The following is a 21731-nucleotide window of genomic DNA, read 5'->3' on the forward strand; positions in this document are numbered from 1 at the left end:
GTTCCCCACCCTAGGCGCGGCCCCGGACGGGGGTGGCGTCGACCAGGAGTGCCACCCCGGTCCCCGTCCGCCTAGGCTGACCCCATGAGCACAGCACTCGTGACCGGCGCCACCGCAGGGATCGGCCACGAGTTCGTCCGGCAGCTCGCCGAGCGGGGCCACGACCTCGTCCTCGTCGCGCGCGACCGGGCCCGGCTCGAGAACGTGTCCGACGAGATCCAGCGCATCTACGGGGTGCACACCGAGATCCTCGTGGCCGACCTCAGCGACCGGGCCCAGATGGGCAAGGTCGCCGAGCGGCTCGCCGACGAGGTCCGCCCCGTCGACCTGCTCGTCAACAACGCCGGCTACGGCCTCGGGCGGTCCTTCCTCCAGAACGACGTCGAGGTCGAGGAGGGGCTCTTCGAGGTCCTCTGCAAGTCCGTCATGGTGCTGTCCCACGCGGCGGCGCTGTCGATGCGCCGGCGCCGCCGCGGGGCGATCATCAACGTCTCCTCCGTCGCGTCGTTCGCCGCGATGGGCACCTACTCCGCAGCCAAGTCGTGGGTCACCGTCTTCTCGGAGGGCCTGTCGAGCGAGCTGTCCGGCACCGGGGTCACCGTCACGGCGCTCTGCCCTGGCTTCACGCACACCGAGTTCCATGACCGGGCCTCGATGAACATGTCACGGCTGCCCGGCGCGATGTGGCTCAACGCCGACAAGCTCGTGCGCGAGTGCCTGGCCGACGTCGCGAGGGGACGCGTCGTCTCTGTCCCGGGCGCGCAGTACAAGGCCCTCGTCGGGGCGCTGCGGATCCTGCCGCGCAGCCTCGTCCGCGGCGGCTCCGGTGGCATCCACCGACGGCGTCGCAGGACGACCGGCTGACGGCTGCCCCATCGAGCATCCTCACGCCCAGTCCGGATCCCGGCTCCGCCTCGAGTGGGGGCCGGTCGGAGCGGAGCTGCTCGCGCCGATCTCGACGACCACCGTCGTCGTCCACCCCCACCCGTGGGCCGACGAGCGAGCGGAGCGTCTCGCCGTCTCGCTGGGCGACGCTGGCGCTCGGTCGCCGTGGCGCGGGCCCAGGGCTGGTGAGCCTCTCGCCCCGGTCGGTCCGCGAGGCCGAGCACCTCGAGCGCCTCGTGCTGCCCTCACCGAACGGCGCGTCGAGCAGTGCCTCCCTTGTGGGTGCCGAAAGGGCCGTCATCGGCGCGTGCCTGCGCAACCGCCGAGCGGCGGCGGCGTTGGTCGCTCGCCGACTCCTCACGGACCCCACCGCCTCGGTCCTCCTCGTTTCCTGCTGGCGAGCGCTGGCCCGACGGCTCGCCCCAGTGAGCGAGGAGGCCTCCGCCGCGGCCGCGGCATACCGGCTCGTCGAGGCACGCCTGGGTGAGGCACTCGTCTCCTGCTCGAGCGGGCGGGAGCTCGCCGACGGCGGGTATGCCGTGGACGCCGCCAACGCCGCCGAGCTGGACGAGAGCGGGTCCGTGCCCCGCCTCGGCGACGGGGCGTTCGTCGCTCAGTAGAGGTTCGTGCCGTAGTGCGGGCCGTAGCACCTCTCGAGGTCGACCAGCGACTCGTGCGGTCGTTCGAGGAGCTGGGCGATCCGCGCCCGGGAGGCGACGACGTCCGGGTCCCACCCGTCGGGATCCCAGAGGTGGCTCCGCATCAACGCCTTGCCGCAGTGGAAGAACGCCTCCTCGACGGTCACCTCGAGCGCGAGCACCGGACGGTGGCCCTCGACGACGAGGTCGTCGAACCACGGTGCGTCACTGACCACCCGGGCGCCGCCGTTGACGCGCAGGGTGTCAGCGCGGCCCGGGATGAGGAACAGGAGGCCGACGTGGGGGTTGGCCAGGACGTTGAGGTAGCCGTCGACACGTCGGTTGCCGGGGCGCTCGGGCACGACCAGCGTGTTGTGGTCGAGCACGTGGACGAAGCCGGCGGGGTCGCCCTTGGGAGAGACGTCACACCGCCCGTCGAGCGAGGACGTCGACACCAGGCAGAACCGCGACGCGGCGACCCACTGGCGGTGGACCGGCTCGAGACGCGGCCGGACCTTGGCCGCGACCCGGGCGATCGGTGAGCCGATGACGGCACGCAGCTGGTCCTCGGTCGTGATGACGGTCGTCACGGGTCCCATGTCCCTCGGCGCGGTGGGCATGCGTCCGAGCGTAGCGACGGTCGCTAGGCTGGAGGTCGTGACTGCCACCCCGTCCCCTGACGTTGCCGCGGCCCGGGCCCGGCTCCTCGAGATCATCGTCGCCAAGGCCATCGTGCACGGCACGGTGACCCTGTCCTCGGGCAAGCAGGCGGACTACTACGTCGACCTGCGCCGGATCTGCCTCGACGGCGAGGCGGCGCCTCTGGTCGGGATCGTCATGCGCCACCTCACCACGGACCTCGACTACGACGCCGTGGGCGGCCTGACGCTCGGTGCGGACCCGGTCGCCACGTCGATGCTCCATGCCGCGGCTGCGGCCGGCGCCCGGCTCGACGCCTTCGTCGTCCGCAAGCAGGGCAAGGCACACGGGCTCCAGCAGCGCATCGAGGGCCCCTCCATCGAGGGCCGGCGGGTCCTGGTCGTCGAGGACACGACCACCACGGGCGCCTCCCCGCTCGATGCCGTCCGGGCTGCCCGCGAGGCGGGCGCCGAGGTCGTGGCCGTGGCCACGATCGCCGACCGGGCGACCGGAGCGGGCGCGAAGATCGAGGCCGAGGGTGTCGAATACCGCTTCGCCTACCGCCTCGCTGAGCTCGGCCTCGCCTGACGTGGGCCTCGCCCGACGGGGGAACTCCGCGCCCGTGGCGTTCGTCCCACAGGCGGGAACGGCTCACCCGCCGCCCCGACTGGCTAGGATCGAACCTGACCACACCCAAGGGGAGCCCTCATGATCGCTGGAATCGTCGTCCTTGTCGTCATCGTCCTGCTCGCGGTGGTGTTCGTCGGGATGTACAACGGCCTCATCAAGCTGCGCAACCTCGTCCAGGAGGCGTGGGCCCAGATCGACGTCGAGCTGAAGCGTCGGCATGACCTCATCGGCAACCTCGTCGAGACCGTCAAGGGCTACGCAGCCCACGAGAAGGGCACCTTCGAGGAGATCACCCGGGCCCGTGCCGGCGCGATGGCCCCCGGGCAGGGTCCGGCCGAGGCGGCCCAGTCCGAGGCCGCGCTGACCCAGGCCCTGGTCAATCTCAACGCCGTCGCCGAGGCCTACCCCGACCTCAAGGCCAACCAGAACTTCATGGCCCTGCAGACCGAGCTCGGCGCCACCGAGGACCGGATCGCCAGCGCCCGTCGCTATTACAACGCCAACGTCCGCGAGCTCAACACCAAGGTCGAGACGCTCCCGACGAACGTCATCGCCGGCATCGCGAAGGTTAGCAAGGCCGAGTACTTCGAGACCGAGGGCGCTGAGCGTCAGGCCCCGCAGGTCAGCTTCGGCGCCGACAGCGGTCCGTCCGCCCCGCAGGCACCCACCGCTGCGCAGGGGCCCAGCGCCGCGCAGGCCCCGACTCCGTACCAGCAGCCCGCGCCGAGCCCGCAGGACAGCCCGGCCCCCACGGCATACCAGGGCCCGCCTCAGGCCTGACCGGCCTGAGCGGTCCCAGGACGCTCGCGGACGACCGGGTGCGGGAACTGCGGCGCACGGCCCTGGAAGTCGAGGATGGCGGGGTTGACGATGCGCCCCTCCCGGATCTCGATGGCCCGGGCGATGGTCCGGTTCTCGTCCCAGGCCTCGGCCCCCGCCATCACCGTCTCGACGAACGGCAGGAGAGCCTCGCTGATCTCCCACGTCGCCGAGTTCCACAGGTAGGACGGGGTGTGGTCCACACCGTAGTAGTGGACGTGGTCACCGACGTCGAACATCGGGTCGGTGAACGACGTCGGTCGGGCCCAGGGGAAGCCCATCCCCTCGTCGCAGGACACGTCGATGATGAGGGTGCCCGGGCGCAACGACGGGAGGTCCTCGGTCGTGAGGAACATCAGCGGCGCGAGGGGATCCTGCAGCGTGCAGTTCACGACGATGTCGGCGTGGGCGAGGAACTGCGCCACGGGCACGAGGCCACGCTCGGTGATGACGTTGCTGGGCTGGACCTGGTCCTCGACATGGTCGAACTGCACGATCCGCACCGAGTGGATCGGGGCGCTGACAGCGGCCACGCCGCGCTGGGTGACGACGCTGACGTCATGGATGCCGTGGGCATTGAGTGCGGTCACCGCGCCGCGGGCCGTGGCCCCGAACCCGATGACGACCGCGCTTAACCGGCGGCCGTAGTCCCCGGTCGAGCCGCTCAGCTGGAGCCCGTGCAGGACCGAGCAGTAGCCCGCCATCTCGTTGTTCTTGTGGAAGACGTGCAGGCCGAAGCCCTGGTCGCTCGCCCAGTGGTTCATCGCCTCGAAGGCGATGAGGGTCAGCCGCTTGTCGATGGCGACCTGGGTCAGCGCACGGTCCTGGACGCAGTGCGGCCACCCCCAGAGCACCTTCCCGGAACCCATCTGCTCGAGGTCGACGACCTGGGGCTTCGGCAGGAGGACGATGTCCGAGCCGCCGAGGATCTCCTCGCGGGAGCCGAACCCGCCGACCAGCGGGGCGAGCTGGGCGTCCGAGCGCGCGAACGCCTCGCCGTAGCCCCGCTCGAGGATCAGGTGCGACCGCAGAACGTCGTCGATCCGGTCGAGGTGAAGCGGATGGAGCGGCAACCGGCGTTCGTCGGGTTTGCTCGACGTCGCCACCACTCCGAGAGTCAAGCCCATGGCGGGGGTCCCTTCGGTGCGGACACTCTACTGTCAGGTCGCGTCGCGTCGCTGCGGGTCCACGGCGCCCGTGCGGGATGATCGACTGGCCCACCCGACGACCCCAGGGAACCTCCTCCATGTCGACCGTGCTCCGTCGCCTCACCGGCTTCACGGTGCTGCCGCTGCTCTCGCTCGTCACGCCCTTCCTCCTCATGCCGGTCATCGCCCGGATCGCCGGTGGCGCGGGCTGGTCGAGCGTCGTCGCGGGACAGGCGGTGGGCACCTTCGGCGCGACGGTCGTCTACTGGGGCTGGAACGTCGTGGGGCCGGTGCAGGTGGCCCGCGCCCCGGGCGCGTCCGCACGGGCCGAGGTGTATGCCGCGAGCCTCCGCACGCGGCTGCTCCTGCTCGTCGTCGTGGTCCCCGTCGTGGTGCTCGCCACGGCGGTCGTCTCGGCGCCGGGATACCGGCAGGTCTCCGCAGCGATGGGGGTGGCCACCGCGCTGCTGGGGCTGTCCCCGTCGTGGTTCGGCATCGGCGTGGGCCAGCCGATGCTGCTCCTGCGCTACGACACCCTGCCCCGGTTCGCCGCCGCGGTCATCGCCACCCCGCTCGTCCTGGCGACCCGGGCGATCTGGGTCTACCCGGTCCTGCTCGCGGCGACGACCGTCATCGGGCTGGTCGCCTTCCACCGCCACGTCGGTGCAGGCCCGGACTGGTCTCCCCGCCCACTTCGCCGCAGCGTCGGCGAGCTGCGCGAGCAGGGGGGGACGGCCGCCATCAACCTCACGGCCACGGCATACGCCTCGACGCCGGTCCCGATCGCGACGTGGGCCTTTGCGGAGCAGGCCTCCTCGCGGCTGGCCTCGGCGGACACGGTCTACCGGCTCGGCCTCTTCACCGTGACGGCGATGGGCAACGCCTTCCAGGGGTGGACGCTCGAGGCGGGCGGGGCCATCCGGCGCCGCCGGCAGCGGGCCGCGATCCTCGCCCACACGGGCCTTGGCGTGGCCGGTCTCGCCGCCTTCGTGGGCCTCGGTCCGTGGGCCACCGGCCTGCTCTTCGGCGACGCCGTCGCGGCCACGCGCGAGGTCTGTGTGGCCTACGGCCTGTCCTTCTTGTGCATCGCCGCGAGCAGCCCCCTGATCCGCAACCTGCTCATCCCTGCGGGGCGGACCCGGCTCGTGCTCGGCTGGACCGCCGCCTCGGCCGCCGCCGGCCTCGCCCTGATGGCCGTCGCATCGCGGACCGACTCGGTCGCCGGGGTGGCCTTCGGGATGGCGCTCAGTGAGGCGGCGATGCTCCTCGGCCTGCTCGCGCCCGCCCTGCGGGTCCTGCGCGACGACGAGCTGGCGCCGTGACCGTCGACGGTGCCGTCGACCCGCCCGTCGACGCGGCCCTGGTCGTCGCGGTGATCGCCTGCCTGGAGCCGCGCGGGGGCCTCGTGCAGGTCGTCGTCGACCTGCTCCACCAGGTCGAGGCGGTCGTCGTCGTCGACGACGGGTCGGTGGGCGCCGCCGACGTCTTCGCCGCACTCGAGGCGGCGGGGGCGAGCGTGGTCCACCAGCCCAACGCCGGCATCGCCGCTGCCCTCAACGCCGGCATCGACCAGGCCCGACGAGGGTGTGCACCGGAGCTCGTCCTCACCCTCGACCAGGACTCCCGGCCGGCGCACGACTACGTCGAGCGGGCGGTCGGGACGTGGCGGGAGGCGACACGCCGGGGGGTGGCCGTGGCGTTCGTCGCCGCCGAGTCCTACAGCGGGCACCGCGCCCCGACCGACGGCGTCGTGCACGGTCTGGCGCGGGCGTTCGACCCGATGCAGTCGGGGTGGCTCGTGCCGGTCTCGACGTTCGACGCCGTGGGAGCCCTTGAAGAGGACCTCGTCATCGACGGCGTGGACTCGGAGTTCACCATCCGGTGTCGCACCCTCGGGCTCGACCCGGTCGTCGGTCCCGGCTGCGACCTCGAGCACGGCCAGGGCGAGCGGCTGCCGGCCGTCCTCCTCGGCCACCGGGTGGCGCTCGCCGGGCAACCGTTGTCCTGGAACCGGCACCCCCCGGTGCGGGTCTACTACATGGCGCGCAACGGCACGCTGCTCACCCGGCGGCACCTGCTGGCCCAACCGCGGTGGGTGCTGCGCCGGCTGGGGCAGGAGACCAGGGCCCACCTGCTCCGGCTGGCCTTCAGCCCCGACCGGGCGCTGCTGGCGCGGGCGATCGCGGCGGGGTGGCGCGACGGCCTGGCCGGCCGCACGGGCCGGATCGCTCCAGCACTGGGGCGTCGCCTGCGCGGTTGAGCGCCGCAGCCGCCGTCAAGGCTAGCGACCCTCGGCGTCGTCGACGGCCTCCGTGGTGCGGGCCATGGCCTCGTCGGCCGTGACCTCGTCGGACCCCCGGGCCCGACGGTGGCGCCACCACTCGTAGACCGCCGGCAGCAGCGAGACGAACACGACGAGGAGGATCGCGATGTCGAGCTTGTCCTGCAGCACGGGGAAGGCCGCGCCGAGGAAGTAGCCGAGCAGGGTGACGACGCCGACCCACAGGGCTGCGCCGACGGCCGACCAGGTGAAGAAGCGCCGGCGGTCCATCCGGCCCACCCCCGCGACGACGGTGATGAAGGTGCGCACGACGGGGACGAACCGGCCGATGACGAGCGCCTTGTTGCCGTGCTTGTCGAAGAACGCCGTGGTCTGGTCGAAGTACTGCCGCTTGAGGAACCGGCCGTCGCGGTGGTAGATCGACGGGCCCACCGCGCGCCCGATCTCGTAGCCCGAGACGTTCCCGAGGAACGCAGCGAGGAAGAGGGCCACGAGGGCGACGCCGAGGTTGATCTGGAGGGCACCGGTCGCGATGAACAACCCCATGGCGAAGAGCAGCGAGTCACCCGGCAGGATCGGGAAGAGCAGCCCGCACTCGATGAAGATGATCGCGATGCTGACCCAGATGAACTGGGTGCCGAACCGCTCGAGCAGGTAGTTGGGGTCCATCCAGACGGGACCGAGTGAGTGCATCACGGACCCCACGGTATGCCGTGCGGCCCCTTGCGCGGGAATTCCCCAGCGGTGGGGCGCAGCGTTCCTGGGCACATCCCCAGCCTGCGGGCGGGACTAGGTTGGCCGCGTGAGCGACCTGCATGACGTGCACCAGCCGGGCATCGGGCCCTGGGTGGGTGACCTGCCCGCCGGGGACCACTGGGATCTCGAGCTCCTGGCCGGGGGAGACCGCCGCAACGTCGAGGACCGCTACCGCTACTGGAGCCATGACGCGATCGTCGCCGACCTCGACACGACGCGGCACGACTTCCACGTGGCCGTCGAGAACTGGGGACACGATTTCAACATCGGGTCGGTCATCCGGACGGCGAACGCCATGGGGGCCAAGGCGTTCCACATCGTCGGACGGCGGCGGTGGAACCGGCGCGGGGCGATGGTCACCGACCGCTACCAGCACGAGCACCACCACCGCGACGTGGCCGACCTCGTGGCGTGGGCAGCCACCGCGGGAGGTGACGGGCACGGCATACCGCTGGTCGGCATCGACAACCTGCCTGGGTCACGCGCGCTGGAGACGCAGGACCTGCCGCGGGAGTGCGTCCTCGTCTTCGGCCAGGAGGGCCCGGGACTGAGCCCCGAGATGCAGCGGGCCTGCGACGTCGTCCTGCACATCACCCAGTTCGGGTCGACCCGCTCGATCAACGCCGGCGCGGCCGCGGCGATCGCCATGCACGCGTGGGTGCGGCGCCACGTGTTCGAGGGCTGAGCCAGGGGTCACGCGAGGTCGACGACCACCGGGGCGTGGTCGGAGGCGCCGGAGCCGGCTCGCTCGTGGCGGTCGATGAACGCGTGCTGGACCCGGGCCGCCAGTGACGGCGAGCCGAGGACGAAGTCGATGCGCAGGCCGCGGTTGCGCTCGAAGCGCTGCCGGAAGTAGTCCCAGTAGGTGTAGACGTCGGGGCCGGGCGTGTGCGGGCGCGTCACGTCGACGTAGCCGTCCTCGAGGAAGGCGGCGAACGCGTCCCGCTCCGGCCGGGTCACGTGGGTGCTCTTCGCGAACTGCGCCATGTCGAAGACGTCCTCGTCCAGCGGGGCGATGTTCCAGTCGCCCACGAGGGCGGTGTCCTCCGAGAGCCAGTCCTGCGCGCTCTCCCGCAGCCGGGCCAGCCAGTCCAGCTTGTAGGCGTAGTGCGGGTCGCCGACCTTGCGGCCGTTGGGGACGTAGAGCGACCAGATGCGCACGCCGCCGCAGAGCGCGCCGATCGCCCGCGACTCCGCGGCCACGGGGTCGCCGAAGCCGGGCATGCCCGCGAATCCCACCTGGACGTCCTCGATCCCGACCCGGCTGACCAGCGCCACGCCGTTCCACTGGTTGGTACCGGCGGCGGCGACCTCGTAGCCGAGGGACTGCAGGCCCATCAGGGGGAGCTGGTCCTCGCGTGCCTTGGTCTCCTGGAGGGCGAGCACGTCGATGTCGTGCCGTTGCACGAAGGCCTCCACGCGATCGATGCGGGAGCGGACGGAGTTGACGTTCCAGGTGGCGATGCGCACCCGGGCAGGCTAGACCACGGGGCGGGGCTCGGCTCTGGCCCGCAGGTGGTCGGGAGTCCGGTCATCGTTCCCCTTCAGGACACCCGAACCCGCCACCGCTACCGGGGGAGACGGCCCGGTGTCAGGCCTGCCTGTCCGTGGAAGGATGCGGGTGACAACCGGCCCCGTCTCGAAGGAGACCACCCATGCCCATCGCCACTCCCGAGGTCTACGCCGACATGCTCGACCGCGCGAAAGCGGGCTCGTTCGCCTATCCCGCGATCAACGTCTCGTCCTCGCAGACCCTCAACGCCGCACTCAGGGGATTTGCCGACGCGGGCAGCGACGGGATCGTCCAGGTGTCGACCGGCGGCGCAGACTACCTCTCCGGTCCGGGCGTCAAGAACATGGTCTCCGGCTCGCTCGCCTTCGCGGCCTACGCGCAGGAGGTGGCCGGGAACTACCCGGTCAACGTCGCGCTGCACACCGACCACTGCCCCAAGGACAAGCTCGACGGCTTCGTCCGCCCGCTCCTGGCCGCCTCGGCCGAGCGGGTCGAGGGCGGCGGCCTGCCCTGGTTCCAGTCGCACATGTGGGACGGCTCGGCCGTGCCGCTCGCGGAGAACCTCGAGGTCGCCCAGGAGCTGCTCGCCCTCGCCAAGGCCGCGCTCGTCATCCTCGAGATCGAGGTCGGGGTCGTCGGCGGTGAGGAGGACGGCGTCGAGGGCGCTGTGGACGAGAAGCTCTACACGACCCCCGCTGACGCGCTCGCGCTCGTCGAGGCCCTCGGTCTCGGTGAGAACGGCCGCTACCTCACGGCGCTGACCTTCGGCAACGTCCACGGCGTCTACAAGCCGGGCAACGTCAAGCTGCGCCCCGAGATCCTCAAGGCGGCCCAGGAGGCCATCGCGACGGCCAAGGGCCTGCAGGCTGGCGCCCGCCCCCTCGACCTCGTCTTCCACGGCGGGTCGGGCTCGCTGCCCGAGGAGATCTCGGCGGCGGTCGACTACGGCGTCGTGAAGATGAACGTCGACACCGACACGCAGTACGCCTTCACCCGTCCCATCGCCGGCTACATGCTCAGCAACTACGCCGGGGTCCTCAAGGTCGACGGCGAGGTGGGCAACAAGAAGCTCTACGACCCGCGCGCATGGGGCAAGGAGGCTGAGGCCGGCATGGCGGCCCGCGTCGTCCAGGCCTGCGAGAACCTGCGCTCCTCCGGGAAGGCGCAGGGATGACCGACAACCTGTTGGGTATGCCGCAGACGCTCCTTGCGCCTGATCCCGCGGCTGCCGAGCTGGCTGGCTCGGAGGACGGCGCCCTCGCGGCGGCGGTGCTGACCCGGGCCGCCTCCACGCACCCCACCTCGTCGTTGGCCTGGGCACTGCTCGCTGAGGCCGCCCTCGACGGCGACCGTCCGGTGGAGGCCTATGCCTACGCACGCACCGGCTACCACCGCGGACTCGACGCGCTGCGCAAGGCCGGCTGGCGCGGTCAGGGGCCGGTGCCGTGGTCGCACCAGCCGAACCGCGGCTTCCTGCGGGCGCTGGCGGCACTGACCCGGGCCGCCCGAGCCATCGGCGAGCGCGACGAGGAAGCGCGCTGTGCCGCCTTCCTGCGTGAGTCCTCCCGCGAGGCGGCCGACGTGTTGCAGGTCTGAGGGGCGGGGCCCCGGCGGTGCCGTCCGGGGAACGGAACCGCTTTCCCCCCGTTCCCCGACGGTCCTGCCCAGCCGTTGCGGCCCGGGACACCATCCCCCGATGGGTGCCCCGAGCCGCAGGAACATGAAATCACTCCTGGTCGGTTCGAGGTGGGGCATTTCCTGCCAATGGCCATAAGATGCCACGGGTGTCGCCCGATCCGTTCCCACCGCGCCGCCCCCGGCACCGTCCGGATCTGGTCGACGAGGACCCCCGGACGACGCTGGCCAGGGTGATCCGGGGCCAGGAGGAGCGCAACAGCGAGCACCGGACCGACCTCGCCGAGGCTCGCAACGCCCTCGCACGGCTGCAGCGCCTGAGCCTCGGCGGCTCGCCCGAGATGGCCCGGCTCACGGTGGAGGTGGCACCCCGCCTCATCCAGGACCTCCTCGCGACGACTTCCGGTCCAGTCCGCAACTGTGTCATCTCGCCGGGTGTCGGTGCGGCGCTCGACGACGACATGGTGGCTTTCGGCAAGCAGGTCATCAGCGCCGGACGCGAACAACGGGGGATCTACGACGCGTCGGTCCTCGACGACCCCCGGGCGCTGGACGAGATCAACGCCTGGGCTGCGGCCGGGGAGGTGCAACGGGTCAGCCCGTCGGTGGGCAGTGAGTTCGCCGTCTACGGAGACGCGGCCGTGGTCTCGGTGGAGACCTGGGGTGCGCCCGACTCCGACTACGTCGTCCTCCGTGACCCCATGCTCATCGCCGCCTTCAGCACCCTCTTCGACCTCGCGTGGGAGGCGAGCTACCCCTTCCCGTCGGCTCGTGCGGCGTCCGCCGGGGACGACGACGGGCCGCTGCTCGAGCTGCTCGCGCGCGGGCTCAAGGACGAGGCCATCGCCCGCTACCTCGGCTGGAGCCTGCGCACCGTCCGTCGTCGCGTTGCCCGGCTCATGGAGCACCTCGGCGCGCGAACACGCTTCCAGCTCGGGGCCGAGGCGGTCCGGTTGGGGCGCCTCCCGAGCGCCGGCCCCACGGCATACCCCGGGCAGTTGGGGCCGGGCAGCCGCAGCCGATAACCTGACGCAGCGCCGGGGCCTTCGGTGCGTGGAGGCAACGCAGCTGGAGGTGGCACAGATGCCCGCGATCGTGCTGGTCGGAGCCCAGTGGGGCGACGAGGGCAAGGGCAAGGCGACCGACCTGCTCGGCAGCAGCCTGGACTACGTCGTGAAGTTCAACGGCGGCAACAACGCCGGCCACACGATCGTCGTCGGCGAGGGTGAGCTGGCGCAGAAGTACGCCCTCCACCTGCTGCCGTCGGGCATCCTGACCCCCACCTGCACGCCGGTCATCGGCAACGGCGTCGTCATCGACCTCGCCGTCCTCTTCGAGGAGATCGACGGCCTCGAGGCCCGCGGCGTCGACACGTCCAAGCTTGTCGTCAGCGCCAGCGCCCACGTGATCACCCCCTACAACCGGGTGCTCGACAAGATCAACGAGCGCTTCCTCGGTTCGCGCAGGATCGGGACGACGGGCCGCGGCATCGGGCCGACCTACGCCGACAAGATGTCGCGCACGGGCATCCGCATCCAGGACCTCTTCGACGAGAACATCCTGCGCCAGAAGGTCGAGGCGGCCCTGTCCTTCAAGAACCAGGTGCTCGCGAAGATCTACAACCGACGCGCCGTCGAGGTCGACGAGGTCGTCGGCGAGCTGCTGTCCTACGTCGAGCGGCTGCGGCCGATGGTGTGCGACACGTCGCTGCTGCTCAAGGAGGCCCTGGACCGGGGCGAGACGGTGCTGCTGGAGGCCGGCCAGGCGACGCTGCTCGACGTCGACTTCGGGACCTACCCCTTCGTCACGTCGTCCAACGCGACCGCCGGGGGCGCGTGCACCGGCTCCGGGATCCCCCCGACCCGGATCGACAGCGTCATCGCCGTCCTCAAGGCCTACTCGACGCGGGTCGGCGAGGGGCCCTTCCCCACCGAGCTGCTCGACGAGATGGGTGAGTTCCTGCGCAAGACGGGCGCGGAGTACGGCACGACGACCGGTCGGCCGCGTCGGTGCGGTTGGGTCGACACCGTCGTCGGGCGCTACGCCACCCGGATCAACGGGGTCACCGACGTCGTCGTGACCAAGCTCGACATCCTCACCGGGCTCGACACGGTGCCCGTGTGCGTCGCCTACGACGTCGACGGCGTGCGCCACGACGAGATGCCGATCGGGCAGAGTGACGTCCACCACGCCAGGCCCATCTACGAGGAGCTGCCCGGGTGGTGGGAGGACATCTCCGGGTGCCGCACCTTCACGCAGCTTCCGGCCAACGCCCAGAGATATGTCCTGCGGCTCGAGGAGCTCATCGGCGCCCGGGTCTCGGCGATCGGCGTCGGCCCGCAGCGCGACGCGATCATCGAGCGGCACGACATGCGCCCCGCCCGATCCTCGACCACGCCCGCCCCCGCGTGACGACGCCCGGTCCGGCCGCCTTCCACATCCGCCCGTCCCGCGGGTGGCTCAACGACCCGAACGGGATGATCCACCACGACGGCCGGTGGCACGTCTTCTTCCAGCACAACCCGGCGGCGGCACGGCATACCGACATCCACTGGGGCCACGTCTCCAGCCCCGACCTCGTCTCGTGGACCGAGCACCCGGTGGCCTTCGGGCCGACGCCCGACGGTCCGGACGTCGGAGGCTGCTGGAGCGGAGTCTGTGTCGTCGACGGCGACCGGGTCGCGGCCGTCTACACCGGGATTGCCACCACGGCTCTCGACAGCACCGTGTGCCTGCGGTATGCCGCGGACGTCGGACTCGAGCGCTGGTCACCTCCCCTCGTCGTCGCCCTCCAGGAGGACGTCCCGGCGGAGGTGGGACTGCGCGAGATGCGGGATCCCGTCCTGTTCGACGCGCTGGGCCGCCGCTGGGCCATGCTCGGCGGCGGTCTCGCGGACGGCACCCCCGTGCTGCTGCTGTGGTCGTGCGACGACCTCGAGTCCTGGCGCTTCGAGCGGGTCTGGCTCTCGGGCACCGACCCCGTGCTCCAGGGGCTCGCCCCGGCCGAGATGTGGGAGTGCCCGCAGCTCGTCGAGGTCGACGGGTCGTGGGTGCTGCTCGTGTCGTTGTGGCGGGACAACCGGCTCGAGGGGACGGTCGCGGCCGTGGGGTCGATGGGGGTCGACGCCCAGGGGCGGCCGCAGCTGACGCTGCGCGATGGGGGTCGTGTCGACGAGGGTCGCGCGTTCTACGCACCGCAGGTGGCGCTCGACCCGGACGAACCGTGGCTGCTGGGGTGGGTCATGGAGGCCGGTGTGCCTGACGACGCCCCGAACGACGCGGTCGCCGGCTGTCTGACCCTGCCCCGCCGGCTGTCCCTGATCGACGATCGCCTTGTCTCGACAGCGGATCCGCGCACTCGGCGCCTGATCGGGCCGGTCGTGCCCAGCGATGGAGCCGTCCCCGCCTGCGCGCACCTCAGCGTCGACGACGGCGGGGCCACTCTCGTCGGGTCGCAGGGACCGGTCATGCTCCCGGCAGGCGCCGAGGCCTGGCTCGACGGCGACGTCGTCGAGGTCTACCCCGCTGACGGGGTGCCGGTCACGCTGCGGCACCCGATGACCTCACCCTGGGTGATCGCCCCCGGTGGTCGGGTCACGGTCCGGCAGGTCGTCACGGCCTGACGCTGAGCGACGAGCCCGACCGCTTGCGTCCGCCACGGTGGTGGCCCTGGCGACCGCGCTGCCGGACGCATGCTTCGTGACGGCGCTCAGCGCAGGACCGTCATCCGGTGGGCCGCACGGGTCATCGCCACATAGAGGACGCGCACCCCACCGGGGGACTCCTCGATGATCGCGGTGGGGTCGACGATGACCGTCGCGTCATACTCAAGACCCTTGGTCGACATCGGGTCGATGACCTGCACCCGTCCGCTGGGGTCGTCCGCCAGCCCGGCCAGGGCGGCTGCGTGGGCCTTCGGCGTGATGACGGCCACCGGCCCCTCGACGTCCTCGAGCAGCGGCTCGAGCGCGGCGACGACGGCCGCCCGCACGTCCGCCCCGATCGCCGTCTCCACCGGGTCGACCCCCGTCTCGCGCACGGCCCGGGGGATGTCGGCGTCGGGGACGTTGACCCGGATCAGGTCGGCGGCGTAGTCGAAGATCTCGCGGGCGTTGCGGTAGTTCGTGTCCATGTGGAAGAGCCGGCGCTGCTGGGTCCCGAAGGCCTCCTCCCGGGCGACCTTCGACTCCGCGGCGTCCGGCCACGAGCTCTGGGCGGCGTCACCGACGACGGTCCACGAGGCGTGGCGGCCCCGACGGCCCAGCATCCGCCACTGCATCGGCGACAGGTCCTGGGCCTCGTCGACCAGGACGTGGGCATACTCCCCGGACGCGCGCGCCGAAGGGCCCACGCCGACCTGCCGGACGCGACCCGTGAGCAGCCGCTCCATCGCGGTGGCCGGGGTCACGGTGTAGCCGCGCTCGACCGGGTCCGGGCGCGCGACCGGCTGGACCTCGGTCACCCCGTAGTCACTGAGGTTGTCGAGCTCCTCGACCTCGTAGAAGCCCCGCTCCTCCCGGGGCTGGTCCTGCACCGCGCCGAGGCGTCCGGCCAGGTCGTCGATCAGGGCGACGTCCGCCACCGACCAGGTGCCCGTGTCGAGGGCCTGCTGGATGGACTGGCGCAGGACGGCCGTGGCGCGTTGGTCGAGCACGCCCGTCGCGTAGCGCTGCAGCCGCTCAGCGTCGGCGAGCCAGAGCAGCACCTCGCGGGGGTCGACCTGCGGCCACCAGGCGGCCATGAACTTCTCGACGTCACGGTGGTCGACGAACCGGTCGACGAACTCCGCCCGGTCCGGGTGACCGCTCTCCTTGAAGGCGGCGTCCGCCAGCAGCTGCACGAGCGCGCCGTGGGCGAGGTTGCGCTGGTGCTGTCGCAGCGCCCTGGTGCGGACCTGTTCGAGGACGGGCCGGGTCAGCCGCAGCGCCCGCCCGGCCACGAAGACCCGCAGCTCGGTCGGACCGTCGGGCACGCCGTCGCGAGCCGCCCGGGCGAGCACCTGGCGGATCGCGAGGGACCCCTTGACCGCCGCCGCCTCGGGGTCGTCCAGCCGCTCGGTGCTGACCGCGTCGACGACGTCCCCGAGCGAGCGCAGCGTCACGGTGTCCTCGCCGAGCGACGGCAGGACCCGCTCGATGTAGGAGGTGTATGCCGCGGACGGCCCGACGACGAGGATGCCGCCGGACTCGTAGCGGCGGCGGTCGGAGTAGAGCAGGTAGGCAGCACGGTGGAGGGCCACGACGGTCTTGCCGGTGCCGGGACCGCCGGTGATCTCGGTGATGCCGCGGGCGGGGGCACGGATCGCCTCGTCCTGGTGGCGCTGGATCGTCGCGACGATGTCCCGCATCCGGGTGCCCCGACTGCGGGTCAGGGCTGCGAGGAGGGCGCCGTCCCCGACGACGACGAGGTCGTCGGGGGCATCGGCGACCATGAGGTCGTCCTCGATGCCGACGACGTCGGAGCCCTTGCACCGCAGCACCCGGCGGCGGAGCACGCCCAGCGGCTCGACGGGGGTCGCCCGGTAGAAGGGCGAGGCCGCCGGCGCCCGCCAGTCGATGACGAGCGGCTCGTAGTCGTCGTCACGGATGCCCAGCCGACCCACGTAGCGTCGCTCGCGCTCGGTGCCGCCCTCGGGCAGGTCGTGGTCGATGTCGAGCCGGCCGAAGACCAGGCCCTCGTACTGGCTCTCCAGGACGCCCCGTCGGCGGGCGGCGTGGAAGACGAGGGCGTCGCGCTCGAAGAGACCGGTCAGCTCCTCGTCGCGGGCCTCGCCGGTCCGGTCCGTCCGGCCGCGCGCCAGTCCGTCGGCCTCGACGAGGTCCGCTCGCACCCCCGCCTTGGCCAGCTCCTTGTAGACGAGGTCTACGTGGGCCTGCTCGACGGCGATCTCGTCGGTCACCTGTGCTGCTGTCGCCTTCGTGCTGTCCGAACCGGTCACAAGCTCCGCCTGGTCGTCGCTGGTGGTCACTCCACAAGGAACGAGGAAGTCTAGTCTGACGGGGTGTCCGTGCCCGCCACCCGTCCCCCCACCGGCGAGCCCCTGGTCGGCAGGGTCGTCCGGCTCGACCCGATGTCGGTTCACGACGCCCCCGGTCTGTTCGCGGTCTTCGCCGACCCCGCCGTCTACGCGCAGGGCTTCCGGATGCTGGAGCCGTTCACCGAGCCGGCCCAGGCGGAGCGTCTCGTGGCGGCCTACCGGGCCGCGCGACCCGGCCGCACGGCATACACGCTGCGGTTGGTCGCGGACGGCGACCTCGGGCGTGCGGGCGCGGTCGTGGGCACCTCCTCGCTCGGGGACGTCGACGTCGTGAACCAGCAGGTGCACCTGGGGTGGACGACCTACGGCTCGCGGTGGTGGGGGACGGCCGTCAACCCCGAGGCCAAGCTGCTCCTGCTGTCGCACGTCTTCGAGGACTGCGGGTTCGGGCGGGTGAGGATCCAGACCGACGTCGTCAACGAGCGGTCGCAGGCGGCGATCCTGCGGCTCGGGGCCGTGCGCGAGGGCGTGCTGCGACGGCTGGTGCGCCGGGCCGACGGGTCCTGGCGCGACACGGTGGTCTACAGCATCCTGCGGGACGAGTGGCCGGGGGTGCGGGCCGGCCTCGAGGCACGTCTCAGAGCCACCCCCGGTGCACGGCCTGCACGCCTGCCTGGAACCGGGTCTCCGCACTGAGCCGGTCCATCAGCGACCTGATCCGCCGCTCGACGGTGCGCTGGGAGACGCCGGACTGACGGGCGATCGAGGCGTCGGGGACCCCTGCGGCCATGAGGCGCAGGATCGTCGCGTCCCGCGGGTCGAGGTCGGTGGGGCGCGTGCCCCTGGTCATCGGCGCCGCGAGCTCCCAGATCCGGTCCACGAGCGCCAGCGCCGAGGTGACGACCCCCCTGGTGCGCAGCAGGATGCCCTGCGGCCCGCCGTCGGTCGACGACCACTCGAGGAGGCAGGCCGTCGAGTCCGCCACGACGACGGTGACCGGCACCCGGGCGAGGAAGCGTTGCTGTTCGCCACCCTCGACCCTGGCCCCGAGCACGTCGATGGCCCCCGGCAGATCGAGAACCTGGGTGTCCCAGACGGTGCGCATCGTCAGGGTCTGACCCTCGGCGCCGATGCTCGGCTCGCGGTGCGACTCCAGCGGCGACCTCAGGAGGTCACGGGTGCGCTCGCTCATCGAGCGGATCGAGACGATGCTCGTGCTGGCCGCGGCGACGATGAGGTTGCTCTGCGCACCGACCTCGGCGAGGTCGCGCAGGACCGTGACACCCGCGTCCGGGCTGCCCTCCCGCGTGCGGGCGTTGTAGTAGACCTGCGTCAGCTCGTGGGCCGCGGCCCGCACCTGCCTGGCCCGCCGCTCGAGGTCGAGGGCGTGGTGGGGGATGGAGGTCAGCGGGGGAGGGACCTCGATGCCACCCGACGGGCCGAGCTCGATCAGCCGCTGGTCGTTGAGGATCGTGAGGACGGGGTCGAGCGTGGCGGCCGGGATGCCCTGGGCGATCAGCAGCTCGCGGCTGGGCCGTTCCATCCGGAGCAGGGCGAGGTAGACCCGGGTCGCGGCGCTCTGGATCCGGCCGTCCACGAGGGTGCCGGAGAGGGCGCTGAGGAGGTTCTCGGGCAACATGGACACCAGCGACTCCTCGGGGCAGCGGCATGGGCCGAAACCGTGGCGGATTGCCGACACTGACCCTACTCCGACATGACAGGGCTTTACTCCCGGGCGAGGATTTGTCATCGTTGGGGATGTCGGTCAAGACCGACACACCGACGCGCGGTGCTCCCGGGTGAATGTCCCCCCTGCCTCCCGGGAGCGCCGCGTTCGTCGTCCCGGTACACCCCCTAGGCTGGCCGACGTGCTCGTCCTCGTCCTTGGTTCCGGTGCGCGCGAGCATGCCCTCGTGCGGACCCTGCTCGCCGATGACGGCGTCTCGGCAGTGATCGCCTGCCCGGGCAACCCGGGCATCGAGACGCTCGCGCGGTGCGTGCCCCTCCCGGACGGCGCTGATCTCACGGACGGGGCCGCCGTCGTGGCGCTCGCCCGTCTGCACGAGGTGGACCTCGTCGTGGTCGGCCCAGAGGCGCCGCTGGTCGCGGGGGTGGCTGACGCCCTGCGTGAGGCGGGGTATGCCGTGTTCGGCCCCTCTGCCGCGGCGGCTCGCCTCGAGGGGAGCAAGGCCTTCGCCAAGGAGGTCATGGCCGAGGCGGAGGTCCCCACGGCCATGGCCCACGTCTGCACCACCGCCCTGGAGGTCGAGGAAGCGCTCGACGCCCTGGGGGCGCCGCACGTCGTCAAGGAGGACGGGCTCGCTGCCGGGAAGGGCGTCGTCGTCACCGCCGACCGCGCGGTCGCGCTCGAGCACGCCCGCACCTGCCTCGAGCGGGACGGTGGCACGGTCGTCGTCGAGGAGTTCCTCGACGGCCCGGAGGTCTCGGTCTTCTGCGTCACCGACGGCGTCACCGTGCTCGCCCTCCCGCCGGCCCAGGACTTCAAGCGCGTCGGTGACGGCGACACCGGCCCCAACACTGGTGGCATGGGCGCCTACTCACCGCTCGACTGGGCACCGGCCGGTCTCGCCGCCGACGTCGTCGCGCGGGTGGCACAGCCCACGATCGACGAGATGCGCCGCCGCGGGACGCCGTACGTCGGGGTCCTCTACGTCGGGCTCGCGCTCACCCCCCGGGGCCCTCGGGTCATCGAGTTCAACTGCCGGTTCGGTGATCCCGACGGTCAGGTGTCGATCGCCCGGCTCCGGTCCCCCTTCGGCGGGCTCCTCCACGCGGCCGCCACGGGCCGGCTCGACGACTACGGTCCGCTGCGTGTCAGCCCGGAGCACGCGGTCACCGTCGTCGTCGCGGCGCAGGGCTATCCTGCCGCCCCGCGCACGGGCGACCCGGTCACCGGTCTCGACGCGGCGGCGCAGGTCGAGGGGGCGTGGGTCCTGCACGCAGGAACGCGGCGCGACGAGGCGGGCCGGCTCGTCTCGGCCGGCGGCCGCGTCGTCGGGGTCGTCGCGACGGGTGAGTCCCTCGCGGCGGCGCGGGCCACGGCATACCGGGCCGTCGACCTGATCGGCCTCGAGGGCTCCCACCACCGCACCGACATCGCCCGGGCCGCCGACCGTGGCGAGGTCCACCCCGGAGGCACCGGGCATGGCTGACCTGCCCGGCTACCACCCCGTCTACTCCGGCAAGGTCCGCGACCTCTACGCGCCGCTGGACGACGCGGGGGTGGCTCGAGGCGACCAGCTGCTCCTCGTCGCGTCGGACCGGATCTCCGCCTACGACGTCGTCCTCGACACCTCGATCCCCGACAAGGGCGTGGTGCTCACCCAGCTGTCGCTGTGGTGGTTCGAGCAGCTCGAGGACCTCGTCCCCAACCACGTCATCTCGACCGACGTGCCCGCCGCCGTGGCCGGCCGGGCGGTCCTCGTCCGGCGGCTCGAGATGGTCCCCGTCGAGTGCATCGCCCGGGCCTACCTCACCGGGGGAGGGCTGGAGGAGTATGCCCGGGTGGGCTCCGTCTGCGGGGTGCCCCTGCCGGAGGGGCTCGTCGACGGGTCGCGGCTGCCGGAGCCGATCTTCACCCCGACCACCAAGGCCTCCCTGGGGGAGCACGACCTGCCGATGAGGGTCCACGAGGTCGACGCCCTCATCGGCGCCGGGCTGCGCTCGCGCGTCGACGACCTGACCCGTCGGATCCTCGCGCGGGGCAACGAGATCGCCGCCCGGCGGGGCATCCTCATCGCCGACACGAAGGTCGAGTTCGGTCTCGACCCGGCAGCCGGTACCGGCAGCGGCGAGCCGGGCGTCGTCCTCGCCGACGAGGTGCTCACGCCGGACTCGTCGCGGTTCTGGCCGGCCGAGCGGTGGGAGCCGGGGCGCCAGCAGGACTCCTACGACAAGCAGTTCGTGCGCGACTGGCTGACCTCGCCGGCCAGCGGGTGGGACCGGCGCTCGGGCGAGGCGCCCCCGACCCTGCCCGACGAGGTCGTCGAGCGGACCCGGGCGAAGTACGTCGAGGCCTACGAGCGGCTCACCGGTCGCCGTTTCGGCTGACGGCTCGCGCGTGGGAGGCTGACGCGCATGAGCGACATGAGCGACATGAACCCCGGGCCGGGACCGCAGGACGGCGCGGCCGCGGGGAGTGGTGGGGACAGCCAGCACGACCCGGGCGTGCCCGGGCTGGCGCGTTTCAAGCTGCGTCAGCGGGTCACCCTCATGGTCAACCGCTACGAGATCCACGACGTCGACTCCGCCGGCAACGAGACCGGCCTCATCGCCTTCGCCGAGCAGAAGCGGATGGCCTTCAAGGAGCAGGTGACCTTCTTCTCCGACGCGTCCAGGACGCAGCCGGTCTTCGGTTTCACAGCGCGCAAGATCATGGACCTCAACGCGGTCTACGACGTCACCGACGCCGCGGGCCAGCCGATCGGGTGGTTCAAGAAGGACTTCGGGAAGTCCCTCATCAGCTCGACGTGGCACCTCGGCACCCCGGACGGCTTCCAGGGCACGGGCACCGAGCGCAACCGGACCATCGCGATCATGCGCCGGGTCTGGGACCTCATCCCCGTGGTCGGCGAGGTCTGGGTCCCATGGCTCTTCCACTTCGACTTCCGCGGCCCCGACGGGTCGGTCGTCCTCAGCAGCACCCGCAAGCCTGCCGTCCGGGACGTCTACGACGTCGAGGTCCCCAACGTCGGCGGGTGGCGCCTGGACTGGCGGGTCGCCGCGGCGATGGCCGTGGCGCTGGACGCGTTGCAGGGCCGCTGACCCGAGCCGATAACCTTGGGGGCAC

Annotated in this window: 22 protein-coding genes; 16 read left to right on the plus strand and 6 right to left on the minus strand. The window is 72.1% G+C overall.

Features of this window, described 5'->3' with window-relative positions; translation table 11 throughout:
• The first annotated feature begins 84 nt into the window (after positions 1-84).
• Positions 85-864, plus strand: a complete 780-nt coding sequence (locus ACLL9L_RS01315; protein ID WP_411282834.1) for an SDR family NAD(P)-dependent oxidoreductase — start codon at positions 85-87, stop codon at positions 862-864.
• Between the two features lie 206 nt (positions 865-1070).
• Positions 1071-1505: a hypothetical protein gene (locus ACLL9L_RS01320; RefSeq protein ID WP_411282835.1), complete on the plus strand. Its 435-nt coding sequence runs from the start codon at positions 1071-1073 to the stop codon at positions 1503-1505.
• Here the strand turns inward: ACLL9L_RS01320 and ACLL9L_RS01325 are convergent.
• A complete protein-coding gene (locus ACLL9L_RS01325; protein WP_411282836.1) occupies positions 1499-2143 on the minus strand; it encodes a pyridoxamine 5'-phosphate oxidase family protein in 645 nt (214 codons plus the stop codon). The two genes, ACLL9L_RS01320 and ACLL9L_RS01325, sit on opposite strands and share 7 nt — an antisense overlap.
• A 37-nt stretch (positions 2144-2180) precedes the next feature.
• On the opposite strand from ACLL9L_RS01325, the gene pyrE reads away from it, so the two are divergent.
• Both pyrE and ACLL9L_RS01335 read left to right on the plus strand, forming a co-directional pair.
• Complete coding sequence (gene pyrE / locus ACLL9L_RS01330; protein WP_411282837.1) at positions 2181-2750, plus strand: orotate phosphoribosyltransferase; 570 nt, start codon at positions 2181-2183, stop codon at positions 2748-2750.
• A gap of 120 nt (positions 2751-2870) precedes the next feature.
• Positions 2871-3572, plus strand: a complete 702-nt coding sequence (locus ACLL9L_RS01335) for a LemA family protein (protein ID WP_411282838.1) — start codon at positions 2871-2873, stop codon at positions 3570-3572.
• Here ACLL9L_RS01335 and ACLL9L_RS01340 read toward each other — a convergent pair.
• Positions 3563-4738, minus strand: a complete 1176-nt coding sequence (locus ACLL9L_RS01340; protein ID WP_411282839.1) for a N(5)-(carboxyethyl)ornithine synthase — start codon at positions 4736-4738, stop codon at positions 3563-3565. The two genes, ACLL9L_RS01335 and ACLL9L_RS01340, sit on opposite strands and share 10 nt — an antisense overlap.
• 119 nt (positions 4739-4857) lie before the next feature.
• Between ACLL9L_RS01340 and ACLL9L_RS01345 the strand changes: the two genes are divergently transcribed.
• On the plus strand, positions 4858-6081 hold the full coding sequence (locus ACLL9L_RS01345; RefSeq protein ID WP_411282840.1) for a polysaccharide biosynthesis protein: 1224 nt from the start codon (positions 4858-4860) through the stop codon (positions 6079-6081).
• Complete coding sequence (locus ACLL9L_RS01350; RefSeq protein WP_411282841.1) at positions 6078-7019, plus strand: glycosyltransferase; 942 nt, start codon at positions 6078-6080, stop codon at positions 7017-7019. Before ACLL9L_RS01345 ends, ACLL9L_RS01350 begins: the two co-directional genes overlap by 4 nt.
• Positions 7020-7040: 21 nt before the next feature.
• Here the strand turns inward: ACLL9L_RS01350 and ACLL9L_RS01355 are convergent, their stop codons facing one another.
• Positions 7041-7733 carry a DedA family protein gene (locus ACLL9L_RS01355; RefSeq protein ID WP_411282886.1) on the minus strand — a complete coding sequence of 231 codons (693 nt, stop codon included), beginning with the start codon at positions 7731-7733 and terminating at the stop codon, positions 7041-7043.
• Positions 7734-7842: 109 nt separating this feature from the next.
• On the opposite strand from ACLL9L_RS01355, the gene ACLL9L_RS01360 reads away from it, so the two are divergent.
• Complete coding sequence (locus ACLL9L_RS01360) at positions 7843-8481, plus strand: TrmH family RNA methyltransferase (protein ID WP_411282842.1); 639 nt, start codon at positions 7843-7845, stop codon at positions 8479-8481.
• 8 nt (positions 8482-8489) lie between these two features.
• Here ACLL9L_RS01360 and ACLL9L_RS01365 read toward each other — a convergent pair whose 3' ends face one another.
• Positions 8490-9266, minus strand: coding sequence for an exodeoxyribonuclease III (locus tag ACLL9L_RS01365; RefSeq protein WP_411282843.1), 777 nt, complete (start codon positions 9264-9266; stop codon positions 8490-8492).
• Positions 9267-9451: 185 nt separating this feature from the next.
• Here ACLL9L_RS01365 and fbaA point away from each other — a divergent pair, with 185 nt between their 5' ends.
• The 5 genes from fbaA (at position 9452) to ACLL9L_RS01390 (ending at position 14567) form a co-directional block, all read left to right on the plus strand.
• Positions 9452-10483, plus strand: a complete 1032-nt coding sequence (gene fbaA / locus ACLL9L_RS01370; protein ID WP_411282844.1) for a class II fructose-bisphosphate aldolase — start codon at positions 9452-9454, stop codon at positions 10481-10483.
• Positions 10480-10905 carry a DUF3151 domain-containing protein gene (locus tag ACLL9L_RS01375; RefSeq protein ID WP_411282845.1) on the plus strand — a complete coding sequence of 142 codons (426 nt, stop codon included), beginning with the start codon at positions 10480-10482 and terminating at the stop codon, positions 10903-10905. Before fbaA ends, ACLL9L_RS01375 begins: the two co-directional genes overlap by 4 nt.
• Before the next feature lie 188 nt (positions 10906-11093).
• Positions 11094-11969 carry a helix-turn-helix domain-containing protein gene (locus ACLL9L_RS01380; protein WP_411282846.1) on the plus strand — a complete coding sequence of 292 codons (876 nt, stop codon included), beginning with the start codon at positions 11094-11096 and terminating at the stop codon, positions 11967-11969.
• 58 nt (positions 11970-12027) lie between these two features.
• Positions 12028-13356 (plus strand): adenylosuccinate synthase, encoded by a 1329-nt coding sequence (locus ACLL9L_RS01385; protein WP_411282847.1) that lies wholly within the window; start codon positions 12028-12030, stop codon positions 13354-13356.
• Positions 13353-14567 carry a glycoside hydrolase family 32 protein gene (locus ACLL9L_RS01390; RefSeq protein ID WP_411282848.1) on the plus strand — a complete coding sequence of 405 codons (1215 nt, stop codon included), beginning with the start codon at positions 13353-13355 and terminating at the stop codon, positions 14565-14567. The genes ACLL9L_RS01385 and ACLL9L_RS01390 overlap by 4 nt, the downstream gene beginning before the upstream one ends.
• An 86-nt stretch (positions 14568-14653) precedes the next feature.
• Here the strand turns inward: ACLL9L_RS01390 and ACLL9L_RS01395 are convergent, their stop codons facing one another.
• Entirely contained in the window at positions 14654-16843 is a 2190-nt protein-coding gene (locus ACLL9L_RS01395; RefSeq protein ID WP_411282849.1) for a HelD family protein, read from the minus strand.
• A gap of 102 nt (positions 16844-16945) precedes the next feature.
• Between ACLL9L_RS01395 and ACLL9L_RS01400 the strand changes: the two genes are divergently transcribed.
• Positions 16946-17617 carry a GNAT family N-acetyltransferase gene (locus tag ACLL9L_RS01400; protein ID WP_411282850.1) on the plus strand — a complete coding sequence of 224 codons (672 nt, stop codon included), beginning with the start codon at positions 16946-16948 and terminating at the stop codon, positions 17615-17617.
• Here the strand turns inward: ACLL9L_RS01400 and ACLL9L_RS01405 are convergent.
• Complete coding sequence (locus ACLL9L_RS01405; RefSeq protein ID WP_411282887.1) at positions 17559-18560, minus strand: LuxR C-terminal-related transcriptional regulator; 1002 nt, start codon at positions 18558-18560, stop codon at positions 17559-17561. The two genes, ACLL9L_RS01400 and ACLL9L_RS01405, sit on opposite strands and share 59 nt — an antisense overlap.
• Positions 18561-18789: 229 nt before the next feature.
• Here ACLL9L_RS01405 and purD point away from each other — a divergent pair, with 229 nt between their 5' ends.
• The 3 genes from purD to ACLL9L_RS01420 are packed head-to-tail and all read left to right on the plus strand — an operon-like array spanning position 18790 to position 21706.
• Positions 18790-20094 (plus strand): phosphoribosylamine--glycine ligase, encoded by a 1305-nt coding sequence (gene purD / locus ACLL9L_RS01410; RefSeq protein ID WP_411282851.1) that lies wholly within the window; start codon positions 18790-18792, stop codon positions 20092-20094.
• Positions 20087-20992: a phosphoribosylaminoimidazolesuccinocarboxamide synthase gene (locus ACLL9L_RS01415; protein ID WP_411282852.1), complete on the plus strand. Its 906-nt coding sequence runs from the start codon at positions 20087-20089 to the stop codon at positions 20990-20992. The genes purD and ACLL9L_RS01415 overlap by 8 nt, the downstream gene beginning before the upstream one ends.
• 27 nt (positions 20993-21019) lie before the next feature.
• On the plus strand, positions 21020-21706 hold the full coding sequence (locus ACLL9L_RS01420; RefSeq protein ID WP_411282853.1) for a hypothetical protein: 687 nt from the start codon (positions 21020-21022) through the stop codon (positions 21704-21706).
• The last annotated feature ends 25 nt before the right edge of the window (positions 21707-21731 follow it).

The organism is Lapillicoccus sp. (assembly GCF_046595215.1).
Taxonomy (GTDB): Bacteria; Actinomycetota; Actinomycetes; order Actinomycetales; family Dermatophilaceae; genus Lapillicoccus.